22 protein-coding genes are annotated in these 21,870 nt (G+C 66.2%); 10 read left to right on the top strand and 12 right to left on the bottom strand.

The window, feature by feature from the left end; genetic code table 11:
* Nucleotides 1-4: 4 nt before the first annotated feature.
* From JYG34_RS15330 to JYG34_RS15310, 5 genes are all read left to right on the top strand, one after another.
* Entirely contained in the window at nucleotides 5-826 is an 822-nt protein-coding gene (locus tag JYG34_RS15330; RefSeq protein ID WP_213657252.1) for a CheR family methyltransferase, read from the top strand.
* The gene (locus JYG34_RS15325) at nucleotides 823-1,398 is read left to right on the top strand and encodes a chemotaxis protein CheB (RefSeq protein WP_213657251.1); all 576 of its coding nucleotides are present in this window, start codon (nucleotides 823-825) and stop codon (nucleotides 1,396-1,398) included. The genes JYG34_RS15330 and JYG34_RS15325 overlap by 4 nt, the downstream gene beginning before the upstream one ends.
* A complete protein-coding gene (locus tag JYG34_RS15320; RefSeq protein ID WP_213657250.1) occupies nucleotides 1,392-2,618 on the top strand; it encodes a hybrid sensor histidine kinase/response regulator in 1,227 nt (408 codons plus the stop codon). Before JYG34_RS15325 ends, JYG34_RS15320 begins: the two co-directional genes overlap by 7 nt.
* A gap of 44 nt (nucleotides 2,619-2,662) precedes the next feature.
* On the top strand, nucleotides 2,663-3,040 hold the full coding sequence (locus JYG34_RS15315) for a response regulator (protein WP_213657249.1): 378 nt from the start codon (nucleotides 2,663-2,665) through the stop codon (nucleotides 3,038-3,040).
* A 333-nt stretch (nucleotides 3,041-3,373) separates the two neighbouring features.
* A complete protein-coding gene (locus JYG34_RS15310; RefSeq protein ID WP_213657248.1) occupies nucleotides 3,374-4,621 on the top strand; it encodes an IS256 family transposase in 1,248 nt (415 codons plus the stop codon).
* 165 nt (nucleotides 4,622-4,786) lie between these two features.
* Here JYG34_RS15310 and JYG34_RS15305 read toward each other — a convergent pair whose 3' ends face one another.
* The 3 genes from JYG34_RS15305 to JYG34_RS15295 are packed head-to-tail and all read right to left on the bottom strand — an operon-like array spanning nucleotide 4,787 to nucleotide 7,434.
* On the bottom strand, nucleotides 4,787-5,374 hold the full coding sequence (locus JYG34_RS15305; RefSeq protein WP_213657247.1) for a TetR/AcrR family transcriptional regulator: 588 nt from the start codon (nucleotides 5,372-5,374) through the stop codon (nucleotides 4,787-4,789).
* A gap of 12 nt (nucleotides 5,375-5,386) precedes the next feature.
* Complete coding sequence (locus JYG34_RS15300; RefSeq protein WP_213657246.1) at nucleotides 5,387-6,235, bottom strand: 3-hydroxybutyryl-CoA dehydrogenase; 849 nt, start codon at nucleotides 6,233-6,235, stop codon at nucleotides 5,387-5,389.
* A 14-nt stretch (nucleotides 6,236-6,249) separates the two neighbouring features.
* Complete coding sequence (locus JYG34_RS15295; protein ID WP_213657245.1) at nucleotides 6,250-7,434, bottom strand: acetyl-CoA C-acyltransferase family protein; 1,185 nt, start codon at nucleotides 7,432-7,434, stop codon at nucleotides 6,250-6,252.
* Nucleotides 7,435-7,604: 170 nt separating this feature from the next.
* On the opposite strand from JYG34_RS15295, the gene JYG34_RS15290 reads away from it, so the two are divergent.
* Nucleotides 7,605-8,615 (top strand): AraC family transcriptional regulator, encoded by a 1,011-nt coding sequence (locus tag JYG34_RS15290; protein WP_213657244.1) that lies wholly within the window; start codon nucleotides 7,605-7,607, stop codon nucleotides 8,613-8,615.
* A gap of 104 nt (nucleotides 8,616-8,719) precedes the next feature.
* Here the strand turns inward: JYG34_RS15290 and JYG34_RS15285 are convergent, their stop codons facing one another.
* On the bottom strand, nucleotides 8,720-9,157 hold the full coding sequence (locus JYG34_RS15285) for a carboxymuconolactone decarboxylase family protein (RefSeq protein WP_213657243.1): 438 nt from the start codon (nucleotides 9,155-9,157) through the stop codon (nucleotides 8,720-8,722).
* Nucleotides 9,158-9,349: 192 nt separating this feature from the next.
* Here JYG34_RS15285 and JYG34_RS15280 point away from each other — a divergent pair, with 192 nt between their 5' ends.
* Nucleotides 9,350-9,808: a nucleoside deaminase gene (locus JYG34_RS15280; protein WP_213657242.1), complete on the top strand. Its 459-nt coding sequence runs from the start codon at nucleotides 9,350-9,352 to the stop codon at nucleotides 9,806-9,808.
* Entirely contained in the window at nucleotides 9,805-11,001 is a 1,197-nt protein-coding gene (locus tag JYG34_RS15275; RefSeq protein ID WP_213657241.1) for a CynX/NimT family MFS transporter, read from the top strand. The genes JYG34_RS15280 and JYG34_RS15275 overlap by 4 nt, the downstream gene beginning before the upstream one ends.
* Here the strand turns inward: JYG34_RS15275 and JYG34_RS15270 are convergent.
* Both JYG34_RS15270 and JYG34_RS15265 read right to left on the bottom strand, forming a co-directional pair.
* Nucleotides 10,994-12,427 carry a PLP-dependent aminotransferase family protein gene (locus JYG34_RS15270; RefSeq protein WP_213657240.1) on the bottom strand — a complete coding sequence of 478 codons (1,434 nt, stop codon included), beginning with the start codon at nucleotides 12,425-12,427 and terminating at the stop codon, nucleotides 10,994-10,996. The genes JYG34_RS15275 and JYG34_RS15270 overlap by 8 nt on opposite strands.
* A 72-nt stretch (nucleotides 12,428-12,499) precedes the next feature.
* Nucleotides 12,500-12,838 (bottom strand): hypothetical protein, encoded by a 339-nt coding sequence (locus tag JYG34_RS15265; protein ID WP_213657239.1) that lies wholly within the window; start codon nucleotides 12,836-12,838, stop codon nucleotides 12,500-12,502.
* Between the two features lie 246 nt (nucleotides 12,839-13,084).
* Between JYG34_RS15265 and JYG34_RS15260 the strand changes: the two genes are divergently transcribed.
* Complete coding sequence (locus JYG34_RS15260; RefSeq protein WP_213657238.1) at nucleotides 13,085-13,666, top strand: flavin reductase family protein; 582 nt, start codon at nucleotides 13,085-13,087, stop codon at nucleotides 13,664-13,666.
* A 127-nt stretch (nucleotides 13,667-13,793) separates the two neighbouring features.
* Here JYG34_RS15260 and glcF read toward each other — a convergent pair whose 3' ends face one another.
* The 6 genes from glcF to JYG34_RS15230 form a co-directional block, all read right to left on the bottom strand.
* The gene (gene glcF, locus JYG34_RS15255; protein WP_213657237.1) at nucleotides 13,794-15,035 is read right to left on the bottom strand and encodes a glycolate oxidase subunit GlcF; all 1,242 of its coding nucleotides are present in this window, start codon (nucleotides 15,033-15,035) and stop codon (nucleotides 13,794-13,796) included.
* Between the two features lie 9 nt (nucleotides 15,036-15,044).
* Nucleotides 15,045-16,097, bottom strand: a complete 1,053-nt coding sequence (gene glcE / locus JYG34_RS15250) for a glycolate oxidase subunit GlcE (protein WP_213657236.1) — start codon at nucleotides 16,095-16,097, stop codon at nucleotides 15,045-15,047.
* Nucleotides 16,097-17,596 carry a glycolate oxidase subunit GlcD gene (gene glcD / locus JYG34_RS15245; RefSeq protein WP_213661196.1) on the bottom strand — a complete coding sequence of 500 codons (1,500 nt, stop codon included), beginning with the start codon at nucleotides 17,594-17,596 and terminating at the stop codon, nucleotides 16,097-16,099. Before glcD ends, glcE begins: the two co-directional genes overlap by 1 nt.
* A gap of 198 nt (nucleotides 17,597-17,794) precedes the next feature.
* Nucleotides 17,795-19,378: a GGDEF domain-containing protein gene (locus JYG34_RS15240; protein ID WP_213657235.1), complete on the bottom strand. Its 1,584-nt coding sequence runs from the start codon at nucleotides 19,376-19,378 to the stop codon at nucleotides 17,795-17,797.
* Between the two features lie 125 nt (nucleotides 19,379-19,503).
* Nucleotides 19,504-19,980 carry a hypothetical protein gene (locus JYG34_RS15235; RefSeq protein ID WP_213657234.1) on the bottom strand — a complete coding sequence of 159 codons (477 nt, stop codon included), beginning with the start codon at nucleotides 19,978-19,980 and terminating at the stop codon, nucleotides 19,504-19,506.
* 3 nt (nucleotides 19,981-19,983) lie between these two features.
* Nucleotides 19,984-20,139: a hypothetical protein gene (locus tag JYG34_RS15230; protein ID WP_213657233.1), complete on the bottom strand. Its 156-nt coding sequence runs from the start codon at nucleotides 20,137-20,139 to the stop codon at nucleotides 19,984-19,986.
* Between the two features lie 373 nt (nucleotides 20,140-20,512).
* On the opposite strand from JYG34_RS15230, the gene JYG34_RS15225 reads away from it, so the two are divergent.
* Entirely contained in the window at nucleotides 20,513-21,673 is a 1,161-nt protein-coding gene (locus JYG34_RS15225; protein ID WP_213657232.1) for a substrate-binding domain-containing protein, read from the top strand.
* Nucleotides 21,674-21,870: the final 197 nt, after the last annotated feature.

Here is a 21,870-nt window from a genome sequence, read left to right as displayed (position 1 = left end):
AATCTTGACCAGTGAACGCAACACCGATATCGAGATCCGGCTGCTGATCGAGGCGATCTACCTCAAGTACAGCTACGATTTTCGCGATTATTCCGGCGCTTCGATCAAGCGTCGGATCCTCCATGCCGTGCGCCAGTTCGACTGCCGCACGGTGTCGGCGCTGCAGGAACGGGTGCTGCACGACCCCGGCATGTTCATGGAGCTGCTGCAGTACCTGACGATCCCGGTCAGCGAGATGTTCCGCGACCCGGGGCATTTTCTCGCCCTGCGCCAAGAAGTGGTGCCGCTGTTGCGCACCTGGCCGTCGCTGAAACTCTGGATCGCCGGGTGCAGCACGGGCGAGGAGGTGTACTCGATGGCCATCCTGCTGCGCGAGGAAGGGCTGCTGGAACGCACGATCATCTACGCCACCGACATCAACCCGCATTCGCTGGAGCGTGCCAAGCAGGGCATCTACTCGATGCAGAGCATGCACGAGTACGCACAGAACTACCGCAAGGCGGGCGGGCGCCGGGACTTTTCCGAGTACTACACCGCCGCCTATGGCAACGCCATCATGGACAGCAGCCTGCGCGACAACGTGACCTTCGCCGACCACAGCCTGGCCACCGACAGCGTGTTCTCCGAGACCCAATTGGTGTCGTGCCGCAATGTGCTGATCTATTTCAACAAGGGCCTGCAGGACCGTGCCCTCGGGCTGTTCCACGACTCGCTGTGCCATCGTGGTTTCCTGGTGCTGGGCAGCAAGGAGTCGGTGGACTTCTCCGCCTATGGCGAACGCTTCGAGCCGCTGGTGCGGCCCGAACGGATCTATCGCAAGTCATGACAGGTGTGCGCGCGGTGGTCATTGGCGCCTCGGCGGGCGGCGTCACTGCATTGTTCAGCGTGCTCGGCGCGTTGCCGGACAGCTTCGCCATCCCGGTGTTGTGCGTGCTGCACCTGCCGGACGACCGCCACAGTCAGTTGGCGGAGGTGCTGCAGCGGCGCCTGCGCCGGCCTGTGCGCGAAGCCGCCGACAAGGCCTGCATCGAGGCCGGCTTGGTCTATGTGGCCGGGCCGGGCTATCACCTGTCGGTGGAGCGTGATTTCACCCTGTCGCTGAGCCAGGAGGAGCCGGTGCATTTCTCGCGACCGGCGATCGACTACTTGTTCGAGTCGGCGGCGGACGCCTACGGCCCGGACCTGCTCGGCGTGCTGCTCACCGGGGCCAACGAAGATGGTGCCCAGGGGCTTTTACGTATCAGACAAAGCGGTGGCCGGACCGTGGTCCAGGACCCCCGCGACGCACAGGTCGCGCTGATGCCGGAGGCCGCCCTGGCCCTGCAGCAGCCCGACCATATACTTTCCCTGAATGGTATCGGGCAGTTGCTCGCGACCCTGGAACCCAGCGCATGCTAAGCCATATCACCGCGAAACTGCTGATCGTCGACGACCTGCCGGAGAACCTGCTGGCCCTCGACGCCCTGATCCAGGGCGCGGACCGCGAGGTGCACCAGGCCCAGTCTGCCGAGCAGGCATTGTCGCTGCTGCTAGAGCATGAGTTCGCCCTGGCGATACTCGACGTGCAGATGCCGGGCATGAACGGTTTCGAACTGGCCGAGCTGATGCGCGGCATGGAAAAGACCCGCAGCATCCCTATCGTTTTCGTCAGCGCCGCCGGGCGCGAGATGAACTACGCCTTCAAGGGGTACGAGAGCGGGGCGGTGGACTTCCTGCACAAGCCTTTGGACACCCTGGCGGTGAAGAGCAAGGTCTCGGTGTTCGTCGACCTGTTCCGCCAGCGCAAGGCCCTCGACCGCCAGCTCCAGGCGCTGGAGCGCAGCCGTGAGGAACAGGCGCAGTTGCTGGCGCAGTTGCAGGTGGCGCGTGGCGAGCTGGAGCGGGCGGTGCGCATGCGCGATGACTTCATGTCGATCGTCTCCCACGAGGTGCGCACACCGCTCAATGGCCTGATCCTCGAGACCCAGCTGCGGCGCATGCACCTGGCCCGGGGCAACCTGGGGGCGTTCAGCGAGGAGAAGCTCGCGGCGATGGTCGAGCGCGACGAGCGGCAGATCAACAGCCTGATCCGCTTGGTGGAGGACATGCTCGACGTGTCGCGGATCCGCACCGGCAAGCTGTCGATCCGGCCCAAGGCTTTCGATCTTGGGCAACTGGTGCAGGGGTTGGTCGAGAATTTCGCCGCACAGGCCGGGGCCCTGGAGACGCATATCGAGCTGGAACGTTGCCAGGCTTTGCAGGGGGAGTGGGACGAGTTCCGTATCGAGCAGGTGCTGGCCAACCTGCTGTCCAATGCCCTGCGCTATGGCGAGCGCAAGCCGGTGCGGGTGCGGGTGTACGAAGAGGGTGCGATGGCCTGTGTGCAGGTGCAGGATGCGGGCATCGGTATCAGTGCGCAGCACCAGCAGCGGATCTTCCAGCAGTTCGAGCGGGTGGCGGCGCAGCAGGCCACTGGCGGGTTGGGGCTGGGGCTGTATATCTCCGAGCAGATCGTGCTGGCCCATGGCGGGCGGATCCAGGTCGATAGCGAGGAGGGGCACGGGGCAACGTTCAGTGTCTATCTGCCGCTGCCGGCGGTGCAGTGCCACAGCGACCAGACGCAGGCAACCTCTGCGTAGGGTTGGGGTCTGAAGTCTATCGTGCTGAATTCGAAGGCGTTGTCATGAGTGAAGATGCGCAAGATGTGGTGCTGGTGGTCGAGGATGAGCCGGCGATTCGCATGATCCTGCGGGATTACCTGGCGGGCGAGGGGTATCACGTGCTGGTGGCCGAGGATGGCGAGCAGGCGTTTGCGATCCTGGCGAGCAAGCCGCACCTGGACCTGATGGTGACCGATTTTCGTTTGCCTGGGGGGATATCGGGGGTCGAGATTGCCGAGCCGGCGGTGAAGTTGAGGCCTGATTTGAAGGTGATTTTCATCAGTGGGTATCCGGCGGAGATTCTTGAATCAGGGAGCCCGATTGCGCGGCGGGCGCCGATTCTGGCCAAGCCGTTTGATCTGGATACGTTGCGGGAGGAGATTCAGGGGTTGTTGCGGTAGGGTGTGGTTTCGTGAATTGTGGTGTTGGTTGGTTTTTTGAGTTGTGGGCATATCCGTTTGCTATGTAGACGCTGATTCACCTTTGCGCCCTTACGGCCAGGCCTTTCAAGGTGTTCGACGTTAGCGTTGCAGCGCCTATGGGATCGAGCGCCGCCCGCGCGGCGCATCGCGGATGAATCCGCTCCTACATCTGTTGCAACGTACCGCACCTGTGGGGCCATGGTTGCCAGCCTTGGCGCATGGCGTGAGCCGGGCGGGGCATGGCCTATCGGTCATGGCCAGAGGGTGTCAGAAATTTTGTGTTCGGGCATAACATGAGTAAGAGGTGCATGTATGCCAACCAAAAAGAAACCCTTGCGTGACCTGCCCAAAATCCCCAAAGAGCTGCTGGAGCAGTTCGGTGAGGGCCTGATGACCGCAGAAGCTATCGAGGATGCCTCTGCGGCGTTCAAGAAGGCCCTGATCGAACGCGCTCTGCATGCCGAGCTTGGCCACCACCTGGGCTATCCGCCGGGCGCGCAGCGCCCAGAGGATGAAACCAACCAGCGTAACGGCAAGAGTGGCAAGACGGTTTTAACGGGGGATGGCCCACTGCGGCTGGAAATTCCTCGCGATCGAGACGGCAGTTTTTCGCCCATTCTGATCCCCAAGCACGAGCGGCGGTACACCGGTTTCGATGACAAGATCATCGCCATGTACGCCCGTGGAATGACGGTCAGAGAGATCCGAGCCTTTTTGTCCGAGCAGTATGGAACAGAGGTCTCACCCGACTTCATCAGCTCTGTGACAGACGAGGTCATGGACGAGATTGGCGCGTGGCAACAGCGGCCACTGGAGCCGATGTACCCGGTCATTTTCTTCGATGCACTGCGGGTGAAGATCCGCGAAGAGGGCCTGGTGCGCAACAAGGCCATTTACCTGGCCCTGGGCGTCCTCCCCGACGGGACGCGGGATATCCTGGGCATCTGGATCGAGAACACCGAGGGCGCGAAGTTTTGGATGAAGGTCTTTAACGATCTCAAGACGCGCGGTGTCGAAGATGTGCTGATTGCCGTGACCGATGGCCTCAAAGGTATGCCAGAGGCTCTCAGTGCCGTGTTTCCAGAGACGACGTTGCAAACGTGCATCGTGCACCTGATCCGCAACAGCCTCGACTTCGCGGCCTGGGACAAGCGGCGGGCTCTGGCCAAGGAGCTGAAGCCGATTTACCAAGCCATTAATGCTGAAGCGGCTGAGCAAGCACTCGATGAGTTTGAGAACGGGCCGTGGGGCGAGAAATATCCAACGGTGGTGGCTGCCTGGAGACGCGCCTGGGATCGAGTGATTCCATTTTTCGTCTTCCCACCGGCCATCAGAAAGGTGATTTACACCACCAACGCCATCGAGAGCATCAACGCCCAGCTACGCAAGGTCATCAAGACTCGCGGGCATTTCCCGAATGATGACGCAGCGACCAAACTGATTTGGCTGGGATTGCGCAACATAACAGCCAATTGGGGAAAACCGGCCCATGATTGGAAAAGCGCGATGAATCAATTTGCGATTCTGTACGGAGATCGGTTCATCAGGCCGACCTGGTGAGAATCAGGGCCTGCCTGACGGCAGGCCGTTACCGGCCCGCACACAAAAAATCTGACAGTCCCCATGGCCACGTTGCAACGAATGTAGGAGCGGATTCATCCGCGATGCGCCGCGCGGGCGGCGCTCGATCGTCAGAGCGCTGAAAAATTTTCGACTTGTGCCAGCCTACCCCAACGTCCGCTCCACAGCCCCCACCACCAGACTCTCCATCAACCCAACCCCTTCAGCTTCGCCCAGCCCTTTCCCCCGCAACATCCCAGGCAACTGGTTCAACAACGTCGCCAACACATGCCCGGTCGCCACGAGCGTATCCCCGGCCAACCGCGCCTGTGGCGCAATCAACCGCAGCAGCCCGGCTTCATAGCGCTCCCGCAGCCCGACCAGCCGCGCCTGCTGCACCTCGCTCAAACAGCAGAAATCCCGCTCCGCCAGGCGAAACTGCAACGGTCGTTCCCCATGCAACTGCCAGTGCGCGCTGATCAGGCAGCCCAACACCGGTTTGCCCCGAGCCAACGCCCGCCGCCCCTGGTCGAGGGTCGCCTGCAGCTCCTCGTACAACTCCTCGATCAGGTCGTACAGCAGGTCCTGCTTGCTCGGGAAGTGGTGATACAGCGACCCCACGGTCAAGCCGACGTGCGCCGCCAGCTCACGCATGCTGACCTGGCCGAAGCCTTTCTCGGCGAACAGCGCCATCGCCTTGTCACGACGCTCCTCAAAGTTGGCGCAGCGCATCGCCGCATTGACCGGGGGCATAGCGTGGGCGCCTCAGTAGGTGAAGAAGCCGCGGCCGCTCTTGCGCCCCAGGTAGCCGGCCGCAACCATCTCCTTGAGCAGCGGGGCGGGGCGGTACTTGCTGTCGTTGAAGCCCTCGTGGAAGGCCTCCATGATCGCCAGCAGGGTGTCCAGGCCGACCAGGTCGGCCAGCGCCAGCGGGCCGATCGGCTGGTTGCAGCCCAGGCGCATGCCGGTATCGATGTCCTCGGCGCTGGCCAGACCCTCCTGGCGCACGAAGATCGCCTCGTTGATCATCGGCACCAGGATACGGTTGACCACGAAACCCGGGCGGTTGCCCGCGGTGATCGGGCTCTTGCCGAGCTTTTCGGTGACCAGCAGCGCCTGGGCATAGGTGGCGTCGCTGGTCTGCAGGCCACGGATGATCTCCACCAGCGCCATCATCGGCACCGGGTTGAAGAAGTGCACGCCGATGAACCGCTCCGGGTGCTCGATGCTCGCCGCCAGCTGAGTGACCGACAGCGACGAGGTGTTGGTAGCGATCAGGCACTCGGCACTGACATTGGCCGCCACCTGCTGGAGAATCCGCTGCTTGAGCGGCAGGTTCTCGGTGGCCGCCTCGATCACCAGTTGCGCGCCGGCGAGCTGGGTGTAGTCGGTGCTGGTGCGGATACGCGCCTTGGCTGCCGCGGCCTTGTCGGCCTCGACGGTGCCCTTGCTGACCTGGCGCTCGAGGTTCTTCCCAAGCGTGGCCACGCCACGCTCCAGCGCGGCGTCGGAAACGTCCACCAGCAACACCTGGTAGCCCGCCAGCGCGCACACCTGGGCGATGCCGTTGCCCATGGTCCCGGCGCCGATCACGGCGATCTGTTCAATGCTCACGTTGCTGGCTCCTGTCACACGCGTTCGAAGACGATGGCGATACCTTGGCCGCCACCGATGCACATGGTGGCCAGTGCGTAACGGCCCTGGACACGCTGCAGTTCATGGATCGCCTTGGTGGCGATGATCGCGCCGGTGGCACCCACCGGGTGGCCCAGGGAAATGCCCGAGCCGTTGGGGTTGACCTTCTCCGGGTCGAAGCCCAGGGCGCGGGACACGGCGCAGGCCTGGGAGGCGAAGGCTTCGTTCGACTCGATCACGTCGAGGTCCGACACTTTCAGGCCGGCCTTCTGTAGCACTTTTTGCGTGGCCGGGATCGGGCCCAGGCCCATCAGCTCAGGCTCCACGCCCGCATGGGCGTAGGCCACCAGGCGCGCCAAGGGCTTGAGGCCCAGGCGGCGCACGGCGTCGCCTGTGGCCAGTACCAGGCCGGCGGCGCCGTCGTTGATGCTGCTGGCGTTGCCGGCGGTGACGCTGCCGTCCTTCTTGAACACCGGCTTCATTCCGGCCAGTTGCTCGGCGGTCACCTCGCCGCGCACGTTCTCGTCGACGGCGAATTGCACGGGGCCTTTGCGGGTCTTGATCTCGATCGGCACGATCTGCCCGGCGAAACGGCCTTCGGCGATGGCACGGGCGGCGCGGCGCTGGCTGGTCAGCGCGACTTCGTCCTGCATCTCGCGGGTGATGCCTTCGGCGGCAGCGACGTTTTCGGCGGTGATGCCCATGTGGAAGTGCTCGAACGGATCCTGCAGCACGCCAACCAGGTAGTCGACGCCTTGCAGGTCACCCATGCGCGCGCCCCAGCGGGCCTGGGGCAGCAGGTACGGGCTGCGGCTCATGTTCTCGGCGCCGGCGGCCAGGGCGATGTCGCTGTCGCCCAGCAGCAGGCCCTGGGCGGCCGAGACGATGGCCTGCAGGCCCGAACCGCACAGGCGGTTGACGTTGAAGGCCGGGACTTCCTTGGGTACCCCGGCGTTCATCGAGGCGACCCGGCCCAGGTAGGCGTCGCGGGGCTCGGTGGGGATCACGGTGCCCATCACCACATGGCCGATCTGCTCGGCGGTCACGCCCGAGCGCTCGATGGCGGCGCGGCTCACCTGGGTGGCGAGGTCGGCCAGGGGCAGCTCCTTGAGCGAACCGCCAAAGCTGCCGATGGCCGAACGTACCGCGCTGACGACGTAGATTTCTGTGCTGCTCATGCTGGCTCCGTTTGCGAAGGCGTGGCGGGGTGGGGGCGGCTCTGCGAGAATGGCGGCCCAGAACCCCGGGGTGGATCGAGTCTAGGCAAAGGCCGTTGGGCGGCCTATGCCGGATCTGTTCAGTCAACCTGGCATTTTTTGCCACTCAGCATAGACAGCGGATGCCTGCCATGCGCGATAGCGATTCGGTCGCGGTGTACTTCCTCAATGCCATGGTCCACGCCCTGCGCGACCGCCCGCAGGCGCGCGACGCCCACCTGCGGGCGGTGGGCATCGACCCGGCGGTGCTGGCGCAGCCCCAGGCGCGGGTGCCGGCCAAGGCCTTCGCCCAGTTGTGGCTGGCGCTGATCGATGAGTTGCACGACGAGTTCTTCCGCCTCGACAGCCACGGCATGCCCCTGGGCAGCTTCGCCCTGATCTGTCGCGGGTTGATCCAGGAACCGAACCTGGAGAAAGCCCTGCGCCAGTGCCTGGGCAATTTCGCCCTGTTCCTGCGCGACCTGCAGGGCACGCTCACGGTGCGAGGGGCGCGTGCGGTGATCAGCGTGCACGCGAGCATCGACGACCCACTGACGCGCAGCTACGCCGAGGAGACCTTCCTGGTACTGGTGGTGGGCCTGTTGTGCTGGCTGGCCGGGCGGCGTATCGCCATCGACCGCACCGAACTCGCCCTGGCCCGGCCGGCCCAGGACGACGATGCCTTGCTGTGGGGGCCGGACCTGCGCCTGGGCAGTGGTCGCACCGAGGTGGAGTTCGACAGCGCCTGGCTGCGGCTGCCGGTGATGCAGGACCTGGCGGCCCTGAAGACCTTCCTGCGCAGCGCGCCCCAAGGGTTGGTGATCCGTTTTCGCAACCAGAACGGCCTGGTCGCCGAGGTCTATCGCCACTTGCGTGCCCGGCATTACGGGCAGTGGCCGACACTCGACGCCATGGCCGAGCGGCAACGGCTCAGCGCCAGCAGCTTTCGTCGGCAGTTGGAAAGGGAAGGGCGCTCGTACCAGCAGATCAAGGACGAGGTGCGCCGGGCCATGGCCTTCGAGCTGCTGCGCGAAGGCAGTTTGAGCATCGCCGAGATCGCCGAGCAGACCGGGTTCCAGGAACCCAGCGCGTTCCACCGGGCGTTCAAGAAATGGACTGGGCAAAGCCCGGGCAGCTACCGGGCGAAGCTCAAACCGGCCTGACCCGTTCCTGTAGGGGCGGCTTTAGCCGCGATGCAGGCAACGCGATGCCTGGCACCCGCTTTGCGGGTGATCGCGGCTGAAGCCGCCCCTACAGAGGCTGTGGCTCAGGCTGGAACCATCGCAAAGCCCACGCCAAAGCGGTTCCAGGCATTGATCGTGGCGATGGCCAGGGTCAGGTTGACCACTTCCTTGTGCTCGAAATGCTCCAGCAATGCCTCGTACTCAGGCTGCGGCGCGCCACGTTCGGGCAGGCGGGTCAGGCTTTCCAGCCAGGCCAGCGCGGCACGCTCGCGTGGAGTGAAGTAGCGGGTCTCCCGCCACACGCTCAGGGTTTGCAGGCGGGCTTCGGTCTCGCCGGCCTTGCGCGCATCGTTGGCGTGCAGGTTGACGCAGTAGGCGCAGCCGTTGATCTGCGAGGCGCGCAAGCGCACCAGTTCGAGCAGCGAGTGCTCCAGGCCCGAATTGATCAGCGCCTGTTCGAGGCCGACCATGGCTTTGTAGGCTTCTGGGGCGTGCTTGGCCCATTCGATACGGTCGTGCATGGTGTCTCTCCAAGTGAGTGGGGATGGCGCTACCTTAGCGCCACCGCTGGCACCGCCGAATAGCCAATCCCGCGCTTTGCCAGGAGGCCAATGCGCACATTCAGGTGGCCACTGACCTGCATCCAATCTCTTCATTTCAGCCCGCGCGCCGCAGCCGGGATAATGCCCGGGTCTTTACCGGAGAACCGATTCATGTCCGCAGAAACCTACATGCGCGAGGCCCTCGACCTGGCCCGTGCCAATATCCAGGCCGGCGGCCGCCCCTTCGGCGCTGTGCTGGTGCATCAAGGCCAGGTGATCGCCCGCGCCGTCAACGAGATCCACAGCACCCAGGACCCGACCCGCCACGCCGAGATGCAGGCCATCCGCCAGGCGTCCCAGGTGCTGGGGCGGGCGCGCCTGGACGGCGCTGAAATCTACGCCAGCGGCCACCCGTGCCCGATGTGCCTGGCGGCGATGCACCTGTGCGGCATCGAGCGCGCCTGGTTCGCCTACGACAACGAGGAAGGCGAGCCCTATGGGCTGTCCACCGCCGCGATCTACGCGCAGATGGCGCGCCCGCCACAGCAACAGAGCCTGCCGCTGCGGCCACTCAAGCCGGCAGGCGAAGCCGACCTGTACCTTGAGTGGAAACAGGCAGGCCAGGCATGAGGGCGGTACTGAACCTGGTGCTGGTGATGCTGCTGGCGCTGAACCTGCGGCCGATCCTCACCAGCATCGGCCCGTTGCTCGAGCCCATGCGCCAGGGTACCGGCCTGGATTACCAGCAAGCGGCCCTGCTGACTGCGCTGCCGGTGCTGTGCATGGGCTTGGTGCCCTTGCTGCAACCCTGGCTGCGGCGTTGGCTGAGCGAGCATGGTGGCATGCTCGCGGGCCTTGCGGCCATCGCTGTCGCCTGCCTGTGGCGCCTGCAGCTGGACAGCGCCTGGGCGCTGATCGCCAGCGCGGTGGTCGCCGGGCTAGGGGTGGCGGTGGTGCAGGGCATGATGCCGGGCCTGGTGAACCGTTGGTTCCCCACCCGCCTGGCGACGACCATGGGGCTGTATTCGGCCGCACTGATGAGCGGCGGCGGCCTGGCGGCAGTGCTTGGCCCTGGGGTCAGTGCGTATTTCGGGCACTGGCAGGTCGGTCTGGGCATCTGGGCGTTGCCTGCCGTGCTGGCATTGCTGGCCTGGATCGCCCTGCGACCGCGCCAGGAGGTTCCCTCGCAGGCCGGTGCTGATGGTGGGTATTGGTTCGGCAACCGCCGCGCCTGGTTGCTGGCGTTGTACTTCGGCCTGATCAATGGCGGCTACACCAGCATGGTGGCCTGGTTGCCGGCCTATCACCTGGAGCATGGCGGCACGGCCCAGGGCGGCGGTGAACTGGTGGGATTGATGACCATTTTCCAGGTCGTCGGCGCGCTCGGTTTGCCTTTGCTGTTGCGCCGCCAGGTCGATCGCCGGCCCGGGCTGTGGCTGGCGCTGGCGATCCAGCTGGGTGGTTTCCTGGGGCTGCTGCTGGCGCCGGCCAGCGCCATGGGCCTGTGGGTGGCGATGATCGGCCTGGGCCTGGGGGCGTGCTTCAGCCTTAGCCTCACGCTGACCCTGGAGCACCTGCGCACCCCGGCCGAGGCCGGCAGCCTGGCGGCGTTCGTGCAAGGCGTGGGCTTCATCATCACCGGCATCGTGCCTTACATCACCGGCTGGCTGCGGGAGGTCAGTGGCGACTTCCAGGCATCCTGGACCCTGCTCACCTGCACCGTGCTGGCCATGCTGCTGGTGACCGCGTGCTTCGCCCCGCGTGGTTACGCCAGGGCCATCGCTCGCGCTGAAGGGGCGGGCGCGGTGACAGCGGTCAACTGAGGCGCTGCAAGGTGTCGCGCACCCGGTCCAGCGCCGGGTCGATATCCAGCAGCTCGATGGCGCCAAAGCCCAGCAGCAGCCCCGGGCGCACCGGGGCTTCGCTGAAGAACGGGGCCAGCGAGTAGATCCCCACTTCCACCTTGCGCGCCAGGTTGACCAGCAGTTCGACGTCCACGCCTGGGCTGGCCAGGGCGCTCAAATGGAAGCCGGCGCTGGCCGGCACCGCGCTGAACCACGGCGCCAGGTCGTCGCCCAGGCGGGCGAGGATGCGTTCGCGGCGGGCGCTGTAGATCTCGTGGCAGCGGCGGATGTGCTTGTTCAGGTGGCCCTCGCCGATGAACCGGGCCAGGGCCCACTGCTGCAGGCTCGGGCTGTGCCAGTCGGTGAGGTGCTTGGCCACGCAGGCGGCCTGCAGCACGGCGGGCGGCAGCACGGCATAGCCCAGGCGCAGCTCAGGCAGCAGGGTCTTGGAGAAGGTGCCGACATAGGCTACCAGGCCGTGCCGGTCCAGGCGTTGCAACGCTTCGGCGGCCGGGCCCTGGTAGCGGAACTCGCAGTCGTAGTCGTCCTCGATGATCAGCGCGCCCAGTTCGGCGGCCCGGGCCAGCAAGGCCTGGCGTCGCTGTTCGCCCATGGGCATGCCCAGCGGGAACTGGTGCGACGGGGTGACGTAGATCAGTTGCGTGCCGTCCTCGATCTGCTCGACGCACAGGCCTTCATCATCCACCGGCACCGACTGCAGGCAGGCGCCCAGGGCCAGGAACAGTTGGCGCGCCGGCGGGTAGCCCGGGTCTTCCATCGCCACCTTGCAGCCAGGCTCCACCAGCACCCGGGCGATCAGGTCCAGGGCCTGCTGGGCGCCATTGCACACCATCACGTCGGCGGCGCGGCAATGCACGCCGCGGGCGAAGGCGATGTGGTGGGCGATGGCCTCGCGCAGTTCGGGCAGCCCTTGGGGGGCGAAGTGGCGTTCGCTGTGGCGCTGGCTGCGGCGCAGGGCGTACTGCATGCAGGTGCGCCATTGGTCATAGGGGAACTGCGACTTGCTCGATGCGCCGCCGACGAAGTCGTAGCGCGACGGCGCCTCCAGTGCCCGGCGGCCCAGCACCGTGGCGCGCTGGCGCCAGCGCTCGAGCGAGCCCGCGGCCGCCAGGGGGACGGCCTCGGCGTCGCTCGGGCGCAGGGGCTGGCGCGGGGTGATGAAGGTGCCGCGGCCAACCACGCCGCTGAGCAGGTTGTCGTAGGTCAGCCGTGAATAGGCTTCGGCCACGGTCTTGCGCGAGACGCCCAGTTGCTCGGCCAGCAGGCGCGTGGGCGGCAGCTGCGTGCCGGCGGCCAGGTGGCCGCTGTCGATGCCGGCACGCAGTTGCTGGTACAGCTGGTCGGCAAGGCCTTTGCGGCCTTCGAGGCGGATATGCAGTTCCATCGGGGTGGGTCCGAAGCGCGGGGATGTCCAAGCTTCGGGGTTCACGGCGCAAGCCGCAAGAGGGCCGGGTGATCAGAGCCTGGTGGCGCTGACGGTGATGTAGCCCTTCTGGGGCAGGGCGATACGGATCACCGTTTCGTCGGCGGGCGCCTTGCGCTTCTGCCTGATGCGCACGCCATCGATCGCGGCGTCGCGCATGCGTGCCGGGATGGCGCGGCCATGGGGGTCGAAGAAGGCCTCGCTGGCCAGCAGTTCGACGCGCTCGATCAGTTGCCGGGTGTGTTCATCGGTGGCGCAGAAGAAGCGCACACCGGACAGGTGCGGGTTGTCGTCGGGGTTGCTGACTTCGTGGGCCATGAGCTGGCGCAGGGTGTGGCGCAGTTCGCGGGTGGGCTGGTCGTGTCTGGGCATGGTCTGGCCTTGTCTGGAAAGGGTTGGCCACCTGTTGGCCGTAACGTCTCCAGGGCGGATGATGGTGTCGCCCATGGGGGGCGACAATTACGAAGCGTCTGTGATCGCAGTAGGAAGTTTCCTAAATTACAAGCAGGCATGTGCTCGACGCCTTGATCCGCGTCAGCTCGGCACGACGCTGGTGGCCAGGTGCGGGTGTGCTGCACAATCGCACTTTCGCTGTTGCACATTGCCGAGGTCTGCCCCATGAACAGCCACTTCCAGCCCGTCGACCTGAAAAAGGCCTACCGCTTGCTCAACCATGGGCCGACCGTGCTGGTCTCGGCCAGCCACGGCGGTGTCGACAACGTCATGGCCGCCGCCTGGGCCTGTGCCCTGGATTTCGACCCGCCCAAGGTGACCGTGGTCCTCGACAAGGCCACCCGCACCCGCCAGTTGGTGGAGGGCAGTGGCTGGTTCGTGTTGCAGGTGCCCAATGCCGCCCAGGCCCGGCTCACGCACCAGGTGGGCAACCACAGCCTGCTCGACCAGCCCGACAAGCTGGCGCGCCTGGGTGTCGGGCTGGCACGGATCGACGGCTACCCGGCGCCGCTGGTGAACGGCTGCTCGGCCTGGCTGATGTGCCGGGTGATCGACGAGCCGCATAACCAGCAGGCCTACGACCTGTTCATTGGCGAAGTGGTTGCGGCCTGGGCCGACGACCGTGTGTTTCGCGACGGGCACTGGGCCTATGAGCATGCCGACCCCGAGTGGCGCAGCCTGCATTACGTGGCGGGTGGGCATTTCTATGCCATCGGCGAGCCGCTGGTGATCGACCAGGGAGATTGAGTGGATAGGTCAAGCCATCCTCATGGTCGGCTGATTTGGCGCGACCTCTGTAGGAGCGGCTTTAGCCGCGATCACCCGCGACGCAGGTACCAGGACCGCGTCGCCTGCATCGCGGCTGAAGCCGCTCCTACAGGCCTCCTTGCAGCACCTCCTGGTCGAGGGCGGCCTCGACGATTTCGATCCAGTGCCGCACGGGCGTGCGCCCAGCACCGTCCAGGTGCAGCTGGCAGCCGATATTGGCGGTGGCGATGACCTCGGGGTTGCCGCTTTCCAGGGCATTGAGGCGGTTGTCGCGCAGTTGGCGTGACAGCGCCGGCTGGGTCAGCGAATAGGTGCCCGCCGAACCGCAGCACAGGTGGCCATCGGGCACTGGCGTGAGGTGGAAACCGAGGCGGGTCAACAGGCTTTCCACCGCGCCACCCAGCTTGAGGGCGTGCTGCAGGGTGCACGGGCAGTGGAAGGCCAGGCGCTGTTCGGCGCACAGGCCCAGGCGCTCCAGTGGCTCGGCCTGCAGCACCTGTACCAGGTCGCGAGACAGTGCGCTGACCCGCGCCGCCTTGGCGGCATAATGCGGGTCCCTCTCCAGCAGGTGCCCGTAGTCGCGCACAAAGGCGCCGCAGCCGCTGGCGGTCTGCACGATGGCTTCGGCGCCGGCCTCGATGGCGGGCCACCAGGCGTCGATAGTGTTCCGGGCGCGTTGCAGCCCCTGCGCCTGGGCGTCCAGGTGATAGTCCACCGCACCGCAGCAACCGGCCTCGCGGGCGGGCTCGACGCTGATGCCCAAGCGGTCGAGCAGGCGCGCGGCGGCAGCGTTGGTGTTGGGCGACAGGGCCTGTTGGACGCAGCCTTCGAGCAGCAGCACGCGACGGCTGTGGCGCACGCGTGGGCGTTGCCTTGGCGCATCGACCACGGCAGGCAGCTTGGCCTTGAGCTCGGCCGGCAGTAGCGGGCGCAAGGCCTGGCCGGCAAGCAGCAGCGCCTTGAACGCGGCAGGGCGAGGCACCACTGCGCGCAGCGCGCCACGCAACAAGCGCTGGCCGATGGGGCGTGGCACCTGCTGGTCGACCACGGCACGGCCGATGTCGAGCAGGTCGTGGTACTTCACCCCGGACGGGCAGGTCGTCTCACAATTGCGGCAGCTCAGGCAGCGATCCAGGTGCAGCTGGGTGCTGGCGCTGACCGGCTCGCCTTCGAGCACCTGCTTGATCAGGTAGATGCGCCCGCGCGGGCCGTCCAGCTCATCGCCGAGCAACTGATAGGTGGGGCAGGTGGCCGTGCAGAAGCCGCAGTGCACGCAGCTGCGCAGGATGCTTTCGGCTTCTTCGCCACGGGGCAGTTGCCGGGCGGCGTCGCTCAGGTGGGTTTGCATGGCGTGGCCTCACAGGTCCGGGTACAGGCGCCCGGGGTTGAAGATGCCCCGGGGGTCGAGTTGCCGTTTCAACGCCTGGTGGTAGCGCATCAACGCCGCGGGCAGCGGGGCGGCACTGTCGTCACCGGGGGTGTAGGCGGTGGCGTGGCCACCGAACCGCGCGAGCTGAGCGCGAATGACCGCTGCCGGCGCATCCGACGTCAGCCAACGCTGGGCGCCTCCCCAGTCGAGCAACTGCTGCCCGGGCAACTCGATTTCGGGCGTGGCGTTGGGCAGTGACAGCCGCCAGAGTGGCGCCGGATCCTGGAAAAACGCCAGGCGCTGTTCGCGCAGGTCGTGCCAGAAAGCATTGTCCACCTCCTCTGCGCCCAGGCGTTCGCGGGCCGAGCGCACAGACCCTTCACCGCCTTCGAGGCGCAGGTAGAGCGCCTCGCCATCATGGCAGGCGGCGCTGATCGGCAAGGGTTGCTGGCCCCATTCGGCCAGTTCGGCCAGGGCCTGGTGCCGCGGCAGCTCCAAGCGCAGGCTGAGGCATTGGCGAGGGCGGGGCAGTACCTTCAAAGACACTTCGGTGATCAGCCCGAGGCAGCCGAAACTGCCGGCCATCAGGCGCGAGACATCGAAGCCTGCGACGTTCTTCATCACCTCGCCGCCAAAACGCAGCAGCTTGCCGTGGCCAGTGATCAGGCGCGTGCCCAATACGTGGTCGCGTACCGCGCCGGCCCAGGGGCGCCGAGGCCCCGACAGGCCCGCCGCGAGCATGCCGCCGAGGGTGGCGTGGGGCCCCAGGTGCGGGGGTTCGCAGGGCAGCATCTGCCCGGCCGCCTGCAAGGTGGCCTCGATGTCCCGCAGCGGCGTGCCGGCACGGGCGGTCAGCACCAGCTCGGTCGGGTCGTAGCTGACGATGCCACGGTGGCCGCGGGTATCGATCACTTCGCCGTCGATTGGGCGGCCGAGCCTGGCTTTGCTGTTGCCCCCCTGGATGCGCAGCGCGGTGCCCTGGCTCAGTGCCTGGTTGATCTGCGCCAGCAGGTCCTGGCTGATATCGCGGTCCATGCTCATCAGAACCGCTCCAGGTCGGGGAAGGGCAGTTGCCCATGGTGCACGTGCAGGGCGCCGAACTCGGCGCAGCGGTGCAGGGTGGGGATGTTCTTGCCGGGGTTGAGCAGGCCACGAGGGTCGAAGGCTGCCTTGACCCCTTGGAACAGGGTGATTTCATCGGCGTTGAACTGCGCGCACATCTGGTTGATCTTCTCGCGGCCCACGCCGTGCTCGCCGGTGATGCTGCCGCCCACCGCCACGCACAGTTCGAGGATCCGCCCACCGAGGGCTTCGGCCCGCTGCAGCTCGCCGGGCAGGTTGGCGTCGAACAGGATCAGCGGGTGCATGTTGCCGTCGCCGGCGTGGAACACATTGGCCACCCGCAACCCATATTCGCGGGAGAGCGCGGCGATGCCTTGCAGCACCTTGGGCAGTTCGCGGCGGGGGATGGTGCCGTCCATGCAGTAATAGTCCGGTGAAATCCGGCCCACCGCCGGGAAAGCGTTCTTGCGCCCGGCCCAGAAGCGCACGCGTTCGGCTTCGTCGCAGGCCAGGCGCACCTCGCGGGCGCCGGCCGCGCGCAATACGGCGTCGACCCGGGCACAGTCGTCCTGCACGTCGGCCTCGACGCCGTCCAGCTCGCACAGCAGGATCGCCGCGGCGTCCACTGGGTAGCCGGCGTGGATGAAGTCCTCGGCGGCGCGGATCGCCAGGTTGTCCATCATCTCCAGGCCACCAGGGATGATCCCGGCGGCGATGATCTCGGCCACCGCCCGGCCGGCCTGGCCGACATCGTCGAAACTGGCCAGCAGCACCCGCGCCACCTGTGGCCTGGGCAGCAGCTTGACGGTCACTTCGGTGACGATCCCAAGCAGGCCTTCTGAACCGGTGAACAGTGCCAGCAGGTCGAAGCCCGGGCTGTCCAGGGTGTCGCCGCCGAGCACCAGGCGCTCGCCTTCGACCGTGAGGATCTCGACCTTGAGCAGGTTGTGCACGGTCAGGCCGTATTTCAGGCAATGCACGCCACCGGCGTTTTCGGCGACGTTGCCGCCGATCGAGCAGGCGATCTGCGAGGACGGGTCGGGGGCGTAGTACAGCCCGAACGGCGCCGCCGCCTGGGAGATCGCCAGGTTGCGCACGCCCGGCTGGAGGCGGGCGAAGCGGCCCTGGGGATTGATTTCGAGAATGCGGTTGAAGCGCGCCATCACCAGCAGGACGCCCTGGCTCAGGGGCAGGGCGCCACCGGACAGGCCGGTGCCGGCACCGCGCGCGACCACTGGCACGCCGCGCTGGTGGCACAGGCGCAGCAGTGCCTGCACCTGGTCGAGGCGTTCGGGCAGCGCCACCAGCAGCGGCAGCGTGCGGTAGGCCGAGAGGCCGTCGCATTCGTAGGGTTTGAGGTCTTCGATGCGGTGGAGGATGTCCAGGTCGGGCAGGGCGGTGCGCAGGGCCGCCAGTAGCGCGGCCTTGTCCACGCAGGGCATTGGCCCGTCGATGCGTTCGTCGTAGAGGATGTTCATGGGCTCGCTCGGTGGCTTCTTGTCGTTGTCCAGGGCTTTGCTGGCCACCCCAGCAGCCTGGGCGCGAAAAGCGATTTCGTCGAGTTTTGAATTGACGAAGCCTGGCCCTTCCAAGGTGTTCGCCGGGAGAGTTTCGGCGCCTATGAGATCGTGCGCCGCCCGCGCGGCGCATCGCGGATGAATCCGCTCCTGCGGGGCTCAGCGTTCGTTCTGAAGGCTGCAAACCCGATTGCGACCCGTGCGCTTGGCCTGGTACAGCGCCCGGTCCGCTGCTTTGAGGGTGGCGCCAGGCTCGCTGTCGGGCGCAGCCTGCCAGCGCGCCACGCCCAGCGAGACGGTGACGCCGCCCACCGGTGCAATGGCGGTATTCTGCACCGCCAGCCGCAGGCGCTCGGCCACGGCCACGGCCGCCTCCAGGCTGGCGCCCGGCAGCAGCATCAGGAACTCCTCGCCCCCGGTCCTGCACAACACATCCCCTTCGCGACAAGCCCCGCGCATCAGCTCGGCCAGGTGGCGCAGCACCGCGTCGCCGACTTCATGGCCATGGCCATCGTTGACCCGCTTGAAATGATCCACATCGAGCACGATGGCGGCAAAGTCGCGCCCTTCGGCCTGCAGCAGCGACAAGGCGAACTCCAGCCCGCGGCGGTTGACCAGCTCGGTCAGCGGATCGGTCTGGGCATCGCGGTTGAGCCGGCCGATGCGCTCCTGCAGCAGGTTGAGGCCGAACAGCAGGGCGCGCTTGAGCTCGGCGGCCTCGAAGTACCAGGCACGCACCCGGTGAATGCGCTCGGCGGTGCCGACGCGGTCCAGGCCCCGGGCCGCACCGGCCAGTTGCCACAGCGGGCGCACGATGACCAGCGCCAGCCACCACAGCAGCAGGCAACCGAGCAACGCCAGCGGCGCGGAAATGCCGACCACGCTGAGCACCAGGTGGCGCAGCGGGGCGACCGTCGCCGTCAGCGGCTGCTGCGCCACCACGCCCCAGCCGGTGCTGGGCACCGTGGCGAAGCCGGCGAGCATTTCCACGCCCTGGCTGTTGACCACCCGGCGCGTGCCCTCATGCAGCTCACCGAGCTGGTCGATCAGCGTGTTGCCGGTCACCTGGGTGCCCACGCGCCGTGTCTCGGGGTGATACAGCAGGCGACGGTTGCGGTCGACCACGTAGAGGTAGGAGCCATCCTGGTAGTAGTGCTCGCCCAGCAGGCTGGTGAGGATGTTGTGCTCGCGCAGGTACAGGCTGCCGCCGACATAGCCCTGGTACTGGCCGTTGGCATCGTAGATCGGCTGCGACAGCACCACCACCAGGTTGTTGGCGGCTGACAGAAAGGCCGTCGACACCAGCGTGCGGCGTTCGCGCAGCGCCTCCTGGGCGCCGGGCGAGGTGGACAGGGTGCCGACGAGGTGGCGCAGCGGCGCCGGCGAGATCGCCCGCAGGGTGCCCTGGGCATCGATCAGGAACGTGGAGTTGAAGGCGTTACTCTGGTGCAGCACGCGTTCGGTCTCCGCTTGCAGGGCGGCGCTGTCTCCCAGTTGGCGACCCTGCACACCAGCGCTGAAGGCCAACTGTTGCAGGGCGTTGCCCAGGAACGTCTCGGTGATCGCGGCCAGCTTGGCGGCATACACGCGGTTGGCTTCCAGCGAGTGGTCGATCAGCAACTGGCGCTGCACCCGGTAGCTGGCGAAATAGCTGGTCAGCAGCATCACCAGGGCGGTGAGGGCGCAGAGAACGAAGATGAGCGTGCGCAGGTCCAGGCGCAGTCCGTGCTTGGCGTGTGGCAATCCTGGTCTCACTGGCGGGCGAAAAGGTGATCAACCTTACGCCTAATGGTGGTATTCGGCCATGGGAATCAGCGGCTACGCGATGCAGGAAGAGGCGGATGTGCCGCCTCAAGGCCTGGGTGGGGTCAAGGTGCCTGCTCCAGGGATTTCAGTTCGTCCTCCACCTGTTGCATGCGCTCTTCGGCGACTGCCTGCACCTTGGGGTCGTTGGCGCTTTCACGCATGAAACCGGTCAGCTTGTCGCTCAGGCGCTTGCCTTCATCGGTCTCGGCCAGCGCCTTGGCCTTGGCCGGGTCGCGGGTCACTTCGACGATGCGGTCGAACTCGGCGTCGCTGAAATGCGCTTCGCTGTAGAGCTTGAACAGGTCCTGGCGTTGGTCCGCGACGGTCAGGTGCTTGCGCAGCACTTCCTTGATCGTGTTTTCAGGCAGCTGGGCGTGGGTCATCGCCAGCAGTTGGGCCATGCGCTCGATGTTGTGGTCGTAGGCTTCCTGAAGCGGCAGGTTGGCGAGGATCTTTTCCTCGCGGGAAGGTTTCTGGTCGCACGCGGCAAGGGCGGCGAGCAACAACACGGGGAACAGCAGCTTCAACAGGCGCGGCATGGGTCAGCCCTTCGCCGGATTGCGCAGGCGTACCCAGACAATCGCCGGCAGGCTCATCAACAACCACTTCAGGTACTGGTTCACGCCGTAGTGCTCGCATGCCACGCCGATGAGCGTGCATGCCACGACCACCGCCACGAACTGGATCATTCGCTGCATCTTCAAGGTTCCTTTCGCCGCTTCGTTCGGTGCCGGACCACCGGTTCGCACAAGGTGGCGATGGTAATCGATTTTCGCCTCGCACGGTGCGCCTGCCGACCTCCCGAGTCCCTTGGCGCGATCCTCTGGAGGCGGCGCTCCCGGTGTGCCTGCGCTTGCTTGAAACACCCCGCAAAACAGCTGCTGATCAGCCTCGCAGTCCCGAGAAAAACCTCGCTGAACTCCCGATGTTTTTTCCTTTCCCTGTCACCACAAACTGCGAATGTTGGCGCCGTGGACAGGTCTTCAACCCCTCTGGATCGGGGTGTGCGGCCTGTGGCCATGCAATGCGCGACCCACTCAACGTATGAACACGACGATAGGAGATTGCTTCATGTTTAAGCGTACTGTGATCGCCGCCTCCCTGGTGGCTGCTACCCTGGCTTCGGCCCAATCCATGGCCGCCGTTGTCGGTGGCGGTGCCACCTTGCCTGAGCCGCTGTACAACGGCAAAGGCGCCCTGGCCGGCATCCTGCCCGCCGGTTTCACCTATGTCGGCGTTGGTAGCGGCGGCGGCAAGACCGCCTTCCTGTTCAACAACGGCGGCGCGGTCAACCAGGCCGGCGCCAACGTCGAATACGCCGGCAGCGACTCGGTACTCAGCGCCACCGAGATCAGCGATTACAACGCCGACGCGGCGCGTGGCGGTGCCTGGGGCAAGCTGATCCAGATTCCGTCGGTGGGTACCTCGGTGACCATTCCCTACAAGAAAGCCGGCAACACCACCCTGCAACTGAGTGGTGCCCAGCTGTGCGCTGCGTTCTCGGGCTCGGCCACCACCTGGGGCCAGTTGCTCAACACCGCCGACAACACCCCGATCACCATCGTCTATCGCTCCGGCAGCAGCGGCACCACCGAGTTGCTGACTCGCTTCCTGAACGATTCCTGCCCGACCCAGTTCAAGGTCAGCAGCACCTTCTCCAGCGCCAAGCTCACTGCCGTGCCTGCCACCTGGAAAGGCGTTGCCGGCAGCGGCGACGTCATGACCCAGGTCAACGCCACCGATGGCAGCATCGGCTACATCAGCCCTGACTACGTCAACCCGGGCAACAACGCCGTGGTCGCCCGCGTCAGCAAGAACCCGGTAGCCGCCGGCACCGCGCCGCTGCCGACCGCCGCCAACGCCCAGACCGCACTCGGCACCGCCGTGGCCCCGGCCACGTTTGCCGACCGTGTCCAGCCTGGCAAGTGGGTGCCGACCTTCGGCTCCGCCGCGGGTGACCGCCCGGTACCGACCTCCGGCTACCCGATCGTGGGTTACACCAACCTGCTGGTTGGCCAGTGCTACAAGGACGCCGCCGACGCCTCCGCCGTGCGTGGCTTCCTGAACGACCTGTACAGCGGCAGCAAGTCGACCCTGATCACCGCCCACACCTTCGTCAACCTGCCGGCCAGCTATGCCGCCGAGATCAAGAAGGTGTTCCTGGACAACACCTATGGTGATGGCCTGGATATCAACAACAGCGCGGTCTGCAACGGGATTGGCCGCCTGTAATACGGGGCGCTGAATCCCCCCTCCGTCTTGGCGGGGAGCCGGCAGTGGCCTTTAGGGCACTGCCGGTTTTTGTGTTGGTCTTGCCAGGTTTTCGGCGGGGGGCTTGCGGCGCCCTGGAGATCGAGCGCTAAAACCCTCCTGTCGATCACCTCGACATCCCCTAGCGCAAGCACATGAACTTTGCATGACAAACCTTC

Source organism: Pseudomonas entomophila, from assembly GCF_018417595.1.
GTDB lineage: Bacteria > Pseudomonadota > Gammaproteobacteria > Pseudomonadales > Pseudomonadaceae > Aquipseudomonas > Aquipseudomonas entomophila_C.
This window is presented reverse-complemented; position numbering and strand designations above follow the sequence as displayed.

Excerpts from the sequence above, each read along its gene's own strand:
- JYG34_RS15325 (WP_213657251.1), top strand. The coding sequence starts at position 823 with ATGACAGGTGTGCGCGCGGTGGTCATTGGCGCCTCGGCGGGCGGCGTC.
- JYG34_RS15320 (WP_213657250.1), top strand. The coding sequence starts at position 1,392 with ATGCTAAGCCATATCACCGCGAAACTGCTGATCGTCGACGACCTGCCG.
- JYG34_RS15315 (WP_213657249.1), top strand. The coding sequence starts at position 2,663 with ATGAGTGAAGATGCGCAAGATGTGGTGCTGGTGGTCGAGGATGAGCCG.
- JYG34_RS15310 (WP_213657248.1), top strand. The coding sequence starts at position 3,374 with ATGCCAACCAAAAAGAAACCCTTGCGTGACCTGCCCAAAATCCCCAAA.
- JYG34_RS15305 (WP_213657247.1), bottom strand. The coding sequence starts at position 5,374 with ATGCCCCCGGTCAATGCGGCGATGCGCTGCGCCAACTTTGAGGAGCGT.
- JYG34_RS15295 (WP_213657245.1), bottom strand. The coding sequence starts at position 7,434 with ATGAGCAGCACAGAAATCTACGTCGTCAGCGCGGTACGTTCGGCCATC.
- JYG34_RS15290 (WP_213657244.1), top strand. The coding sequence starts at position 7,605 with ATGCGCGATAGCGATTCGGTCGCGGTGTACTTCCTCAATGCCATGGTC.
- JYG34_RS15285 (WP_213657243.1), bottom strand. The coding sequence starts at position 9,157 with ATGCACGACCGTATCGAATGGGCCAAGCACGCCCCAGAAGCCTACAAA.
- JYG34_RS15280 (WP_213657242.1), top strand. The coding sequence starts at position 9,350 with ATGTCCGCAGAAACCTACATGCGCGAGGCCCTCGACCTGGCCCGTGCC.
- JYG34_RS15275 (WP_213657241.1), top strand. The coding sequence starts at position 9,805 with ATGAGGGCGGTACTGAACCTGGTGCTGGTGATGCTGCTGGCGCTGAAC.
- JYG34_RS15270 (WP_213657240.1), bottom strand. The coding sequence starts at position 12,427 with ATGGAACTGCATATCCGCCTCGAAGGCCGCAAAGGCCTTGCCGACCAG.
- JYG34_RS15265 (WP_213657239.1), bottom strand. The coding sequence starts at position 12,838 with ATGCCCAGACACGACCAGCCCACCCGCGAACTGCGCCACACCCTGCGC.
- JYG34_RS15260 (WP_213657238.1), top strand. The coding sequence starts at position 13,085 with ATGAACAGCCACTTCCAGCCCGTCGACCTGAAAAAGGCCTACCGCTTG.
- glcF (WP_213657237.1), bottom strand. The coding sequence starts at position 15,035 with ATGCAAACCCACCTGAGCGACGCCGCCCGGCAACTGCCCCGTGGCGAA.
- glcE (WP_213657236.1), bottom strand. The coding sequence starts at position 16,097 with ATGAGCATGGACCGCGATATCAGCCAGGACCTGCTGGCGCAGATCAAC.
- glcD (WP_213661196.1), bottom strand. The coding sequence starts at position 17,596 with ATGAACATCCTCTACGACGAACGCATCGACGGGCCAATGCCCTGCGTG.
- JYG34_RS15235 (WP_213657234.1), bottom strand. The coding sequence starts at position 19,980 with ATGCCGCGCCTGTTGAAGCTGCTGTTCCCCGTGTTGTTGCTCGCCGCC.
- JYG34_RS15230 (WP_213657233.1), bottom strand. The coding sequence starts at position 20,139 with ATGCAGCGAATGATCCAGTTCGTGGCGGTGGTCGTGGCATGCACGCTC.
- JYG34_RS15225 (WP_213657232.1), top strand. The coding sequence starts at position 20,513 with ATGTTTAAGCGTACTGTGATCGCCGCCTCCCTGGTGGCTGCTACCCTG.